The 5,506-nt window shown below is 72.2% G+C and carries 6 protein-coding genes; all 6 read left to right on the forward strand.

Annotated elements, in window-relative coordinates:
* The coding region (locus MJ783_RS16160; RefSeq protein ID WP_239311275.1) for a hypothetical protein at window positions 1-1,104 on the forward strand (1,104 nt) is incomplete at its 5' end.
* Between the two features lie 109 nt (window positions 1,105-1,213).
* Window positions 1,214-3,514 (forward strand): ATP-binding protein, encoded by a 2,301-nt coding sequence (locus MJ783_RS16165; protein WP_239311276.1) that lies wholly within the window; start codon window positions 1,214-1,216, stop codon window positions 3,512-3,514.
* The gene (locus tag MJ783_RS16170; RefSeq protein WP_239311277.1) at window positions 3,511-3,675 is read left to right on the forward strand and encodes a hypothetical protein; all 165 of its coding nucleotides are present in this window, start codon (window positions 3,511-3,513) and stop codon (window positions 3,673-3,675) included. The genes MJ783_RS16165 and MJ783_RS16170 overlap by 4 nt, the downstream gene beginning before the upstream one ends.
* A gap of 138 nt (window positions 3,676-3,813) precedes the next feature.
* Window positions 3,814-4,134 (forward strand): hypothetical protein, encoded by a 321-nt coding sequence (locus MJ783_RS16175; protein ID WP_239311278.1) that lies wholly within the window; start codon window positions 3,814-3,816, stop codon window positions 4,132-4,134.
* Window positions 4,135-4,145: 11 nt separating this feature from the next.
* The gene (locus tag MJ783_RS16180; protein ID WP_239311279.1) at window positions 4,146-4,994 is read left to right on the forward strand and encodes an NUDIX hydrolase; all 849 of its coding nucleotides are present in this window, start codon (window positions 4,146-4,148) and stop codon (window positions 4,992-4,994) included.
* Window positions 4,995-5,023: 29 nt separating this feature from the next.
* Window positions 5,024-5,506 (forward strand): hypothetical protein (locus MJ783_RS16185; RefSeq protein ID WP_239311280.1); only part of this gene is annotated, 483 nt, incomplete at its 3' end.

Raw genomic sequence — 5,506 nt, forward strand, 5'->3', positions numbered from 1 at the left:
CTGTGGCAGGCCACCGCGGATGGCTGGCGGACCGGCTGGGCCTCCGGGCGGGCCGCGCGGGCCGCCCGGGCCGGCTGGCGCCCGTGGGAATACACCACCCCTCCGCCACCGCCGCGATCCGGGCCGCCCAGGCCTGATGGCGAGCGGGCGGACGCCCCCGACATCGACCCTGACGACGTCATCGACGTCGAAGACGCCACCCCACGCTGCTGGTCAGACCTGACCGGTGACGAGCAGCGCCAGGTCGCCGACGCCGCGACCGCCCGCTACGGCAAGCCGTGGACGGACCTGACCCTCCACCAGGCCGCGGCCGCGGTCCGGGACTGGGTCCACGACCGGTTCGGGATCAAGTGGACGATCCGGCAGGTCCTCGCCGCCCAGCGCGGCCGGGACGACGCGACCTGGCGCACCGGCCCGCCCCCACCCGAGGCCGACGACGCCATCCCCAACACCGACCAGCACGACGACAGCGACATCGAGGACGCCGAGATCGTCACCCCGGCCTGCTGGTCCGATCTCGACCCCGCCGAGCAGGCCCAGGTCGCCGCGGCCGCGACCGACCGGCACGGCCGGGCCTGGTCGGACCTGCGTACCGAGGACGCCACGACCACGGTCCGCGAGTGGATCAACAGTCGGTATCAGACCGACCTGACCGACACCGACGTGACTACCGCCCAGGCCGGCCACACCGACCCGACCTGGCCCGGTACACCGCCCACCGACTCCACCAGCCCGCTCGGGCTGGTGGCCGCCCCCACCCCGGCCGCAACCGTGACCGGAACACCCGAAGGAGACACCCCGATGGCTACTGGCAGTGGTGAGACCACCACTATCTCCGCCGCCCGGATGTACTACGAGCAGCTCGCCGGACACGCCGAGACCGATATCGCCTCGCGGATCGAGCTGTCCCGGACCTACATGACCGCCGCCCAGCTGTCCGACCCCGGCGTACTGACGGCGATCGCGCACGCCCAGGAGACCGCCGGGCTGCTCGCCGCCGCCTCCCGCGCCGTCGTGCAGGCCCTGGAGGCCCACCGGCTCATGGAAGAGGCCGTCGCGTCCACACCGGGTGCGGCGAGCACCGACTTCTACCGGCCCGCCTGACCTGCCCTGACCGTTTCTGCACGTCCCCGGGCCCCTGCCCCTGGTCCCGGGGATGTGCGGAAACCACCAGGACGGCACCCACGACAACAGCGGGAAGGGAGGGACAAGGATGCGCGCCGACATCGAGCGGTGGACCGGTGGTCGGGTCCGCCCGCCCCGCACGGGGCTGCGGATCGGTCCCCAGGCCGCACCCCTGGCGGTCATCGCCGCGGTGTGGTCCGGCGGGGTCCTGGCCCACACCGTGCCCGGCACGCTGGGCTGGACGGTCCTGACCTGGGCCGCTCTCACCCTGGCCGCCGGGCTGCCCGGCCTGCGTCGGACCACCGTCGCGGGCAGCCGGGCCCGTCGTCGTGCCCGCCGGTATCTGCTGGCCGTCACCGGGGCTGGTGTGGGTTGGCTCACCCTCGCCGCCGACGTCGGCCCGGTCGGCTGGCCCTGCGTGCTGCTCCTCGTCGGCGGCTACACGGCGGCCGCACCCTGGTGGGCACGGCGCCACATCCCCATCCCCACCAACACCCCCGAACCCGAACCCGAGCCCGCGCCGGAACCGGAACCGGAGACCGAGGCGCCGGACTGGATGGACCTGATCCCCGGGGTGTGGGCGGAGACCCTCGCCGCCAAAGACCGGGTGTTGGCCGGTAGCCGGCTGGCTGAGCGCGGCGCGGCGCCGACCGGGGTGACCTGGACGATCCGTCTCACCCCCGGCCGGCACACCACCGCCACCGCCGTCGCCGCCGGCCCGCTCATCGCCTCCGGCCTGGGCATGCCGCTGGACCGGGTCACCGTCGACCGCCACCACAGCGGCGACGGCGACAAGGCCCACCTGCTCGTCGTCCACGAAGGCACCGCCAACCCGCTCCGACGCACCCACCCCTACCCGGGGGTGGATGAGGCGTTCGACGTCGAGAGCGGCATGGCCCGCCTCGGCGTCCACGCCGACCTGGAGCACGCCCTGTGGCGGGTCTACGACCTCGCGATCGGCGCCCGCGGTGGCGTCGTGGTCGGCGCGTCAGGCTCCGGGAAGTCCCGGCTGCTGGAACTGCTCGGGATCTCCTGCATGTACTCCCGCCGGGTCCTGGTCTGGATCGCCGACCCCCAGGAAGGGGCGTCGCTGCCGGCGCTCACCCCCCACGTCGACTGGGCTGCCTGCGACCGCGACGAGATCGGCCTGATGTTCGCCACCGCCCAAAAACTGATCTCCTTCCGCTCGAAGATCAACAAGTTGTTGCGGCGTGAGCCGCACCCCATCAGCCCCACAGCCCCCATGGTGCTGATCATCTTGGATGAGTGTCACCAGGTCCTCACCCCGTCCAGCCCCCTGACCAAGGCCGCGGACGAGATCGCCCGCATGGGCCGCAAAGCCGGGGTCGGGCTGATCTGTGCCACCCAGTACCCCGAAGCGTCCAGCTACGGCGACAAGATCAGCCTGCGGGACTCCCTCGCCGCCGCGAACACCGCCGTGCTACGCACCGCGAACAAGACCACCGGCGGGATGCTGCCGGGCCTGGAACTACTCGACCCCAACGGCCTGCCCGACGTCGCCGGCCTGGGCTACCTCGCCGGCAAGGACCGCCGCACCGCACCGTTTCGTACCCACTACGAAGACCAGGACGTCGTCGGGGCACTGGGGGCGGCCGCCCCGGAGCTGTCTCTCGAGCCGGCGGCGCTGGCCTACCTGGGCGAGACCTATCGCGACCGGCACACCCGCCGCCTGGCCGCCGACGCCGACCTGGTCGTCGAACTCGCCGCGTTCGACCCCGCCCTCGTGGCCGCGGCAGCCGCCGCCGACCCCGCGCTTGCCGCCGCCATCGACCAGGCCCGCACCCGGCCCAAGACCCCGACGGTGCCAGCCCCCCGCACCCCCACACCCCACCGCCCCGACGCTGGCCGCGGTCCCGCCGCTGGCCCTGGGACTGCTCGACATCCCCGCCGCACCCGACTTCGCCACCACCCCCACCCCCGCCCCGACACCGGCAGCAGTCCTGCCGCACCCGGTGTTGCGCACCCCGTCCACGAACACCGTCTACCAGCTCGTCCACAACGGGATCACCCGCAAAGGCGACCTGATCACCCGCAGTGGGCTGTCCGAAACCCAGACCCGCAAGGCACTGAGCCTGCTCACCGACGCCGGCCTGGTCACCCGCGCCGCCCACGGCACCTGGACCCCCACCCCACCAGAAACCTGAAGGAGATTCCCATGACCCGACGCACGACCGACGTCACCGACGTCACTGTCACCGCCGTGGGCACCGTTCGTCCCGGCAGTCCCCTGGACCGGCTGTTCACCCACGGCGAGTGCCTGCTGGGGTGCGGGCGGAAGGTTGACGCGCCGAACGCGCTCTGCGCCACCTGCCAGTTCAAGGCCGAGGCTGACCGGCGGGCCGAGACTGACCGGCTGATTGACCGGTGAGCCCCGACCCGGTCACCTTCGCCACCCTCGCGGCCACGGCCTACGCCGCGCACACCCTGGCCGACCACGTCGGCGGCCAAACCGACCGGCAGGCCGCGCTCAAGGCCACCGCCGGCCGCGCGGCACCAGTCACCAGTCACCAGTCACCAGTCACCAGCTGAACGAGACCACCGGCCACATGGATCAGACGTCGGAGACGTCGGACTGACTCAATAAGCCACCTGGTAGCCGGGATGGCATTCCTGAAGGGACATTCCGTCCCGGCTGCTGGGGTGGCGTCCTGAAAGGAGCTTCGTCCAATGCAGATCAACGTGTTCGGCACCCCGGGTGAAATCGCAGCGGCGCTGGACGCGCTACGCGCCCGGCTGCGCGTCCTCGACGTCACCGACCCCTTCCCGTCGCCGTTTCACACCGGCGCGTACTGCGTCGACGTCGGCGTCGAACTCCCACCCCCCACGGCGAGCGTCGACGTGCCCGCGGATATCGCCGCCGCCCTCGACGGCGCCGCCTACATCCAGGCCGGAGACCTCCTGCCGGCGCGGGTCGCCCACGATCCAGCCACCTGCACCGGGTGGACCACCCGGCACGTAGCCCCCACGAAAGGCACCACACCACAATGATCAACTTGTCTGTGATTCGGGATCTCACACTGACCGTCGGCGCGGCTGCCGTCACCGCGATGGTCGCCGATGATGTTCTCGGCCTGCCCGTCCGCCCCCAGCGCCACACCAGCACCGAGCTACCCGTCACCGCCCACGGCTGGCTGTTCCAGGCCGACGCGTTCGGCGCTGACCGGGCCCGCCGGCTGCGTCCAGCGACCGCCGCCGAGGCCGCCGCCTCGACCGCCTCCCGGATTGCCGGCAACGGCGGCTGGTTCGGCCTGAGCCGCACCGGTGACCTGATCGATATCGAGGACGTCCGTTTCGCCCCGGCGGGCCGGGAGTTCGGCCCGGACGCGATCGACCCGGTCTTCGTCCCCCAGACCACGACCACCACCACGACGGTCCCCCCCACCGTCTTGCCTGTCACAGCCCGTAACACCGGCCAGACCGGTGAGACGGTCCGGCTGACCGCGGACGTCGTGCTGTTCGCGATAGACGACAGCGAGCCGCACGTACTGCTCATCCGTCGTGACCGGCCGCCGTTTGCGGGCTGCTGGGCGCTCCCCGGGGGTCACGTCGATCCCGGCGAGCAGGTCGAGGACACCGCCCACCGCGAACTCGCCGAGGAGACCGGGATCCACACCGGCGCGCTCCACCCGGTCGGTATCTACAGCGACCCGGGCCGTGACCCCCGGGGCCGCTATGTGACCTGGGCGTACACCGCGACACTGCCCGCGCTGGTCGAGCCGACCGCCGGGGACGACGCCGCCGATGCCCGCTGGATACCGCTGGCGGACGCCCTGGCTGACGGCCTGGCCTTCGACCACGACCGCATCCTCACCGACGCCCTGGCCGTCACCGGCGTCGTCACCGGCTGACCGAGCCCACCCCCACCGAAGGGACCGTCATGAGCACGTACGAGACCGCCGCATCGACCCGGCGCGGCACCCGCGACTACAACGCCGACGCGGCCGCGGTCCGTACGGCCAACACCCTCACCGTGGCCGTGATCATCGACGGGATCGGGAACTCGGCGCAGGTTGCGGCCACCGCAATGCTCTGCGCCCAGGTCACCGCTCGTATCGCCGCCCGGTACGGCGGACTCGCCGGCATCCTCACCGCTGGCGCCATGATCGCGGACCCTGGCGCTGACGACGAGCCTGATGCCGTCGCTCTGGTCGCCGTGAGCGACACGAACAGCACCGTCGGAGACCTAGACGGTACCGTCGTCAGCTGGGTGGGTGACTGCCGCGCCTACGGGCTCATCGACGGGGTGCTGCACCAGTACACAACCGATCACACCGTCGGCCAGCAGCTCTGTGCCAACGGGGTGCCTGTCGAGCTGGCCGAACAGCACAACAACTGGGTGCGCACGAGCCTGCGTCACGCC

The sequence above is a fragment of the Protofrankia sp. Cj3 genome, assembly GCF_917627355.1.
Lineage (GTDB): Bacteria > Actinomycetota > Actinomycetes > Frankiales > Frankiaceae > Protofrankia.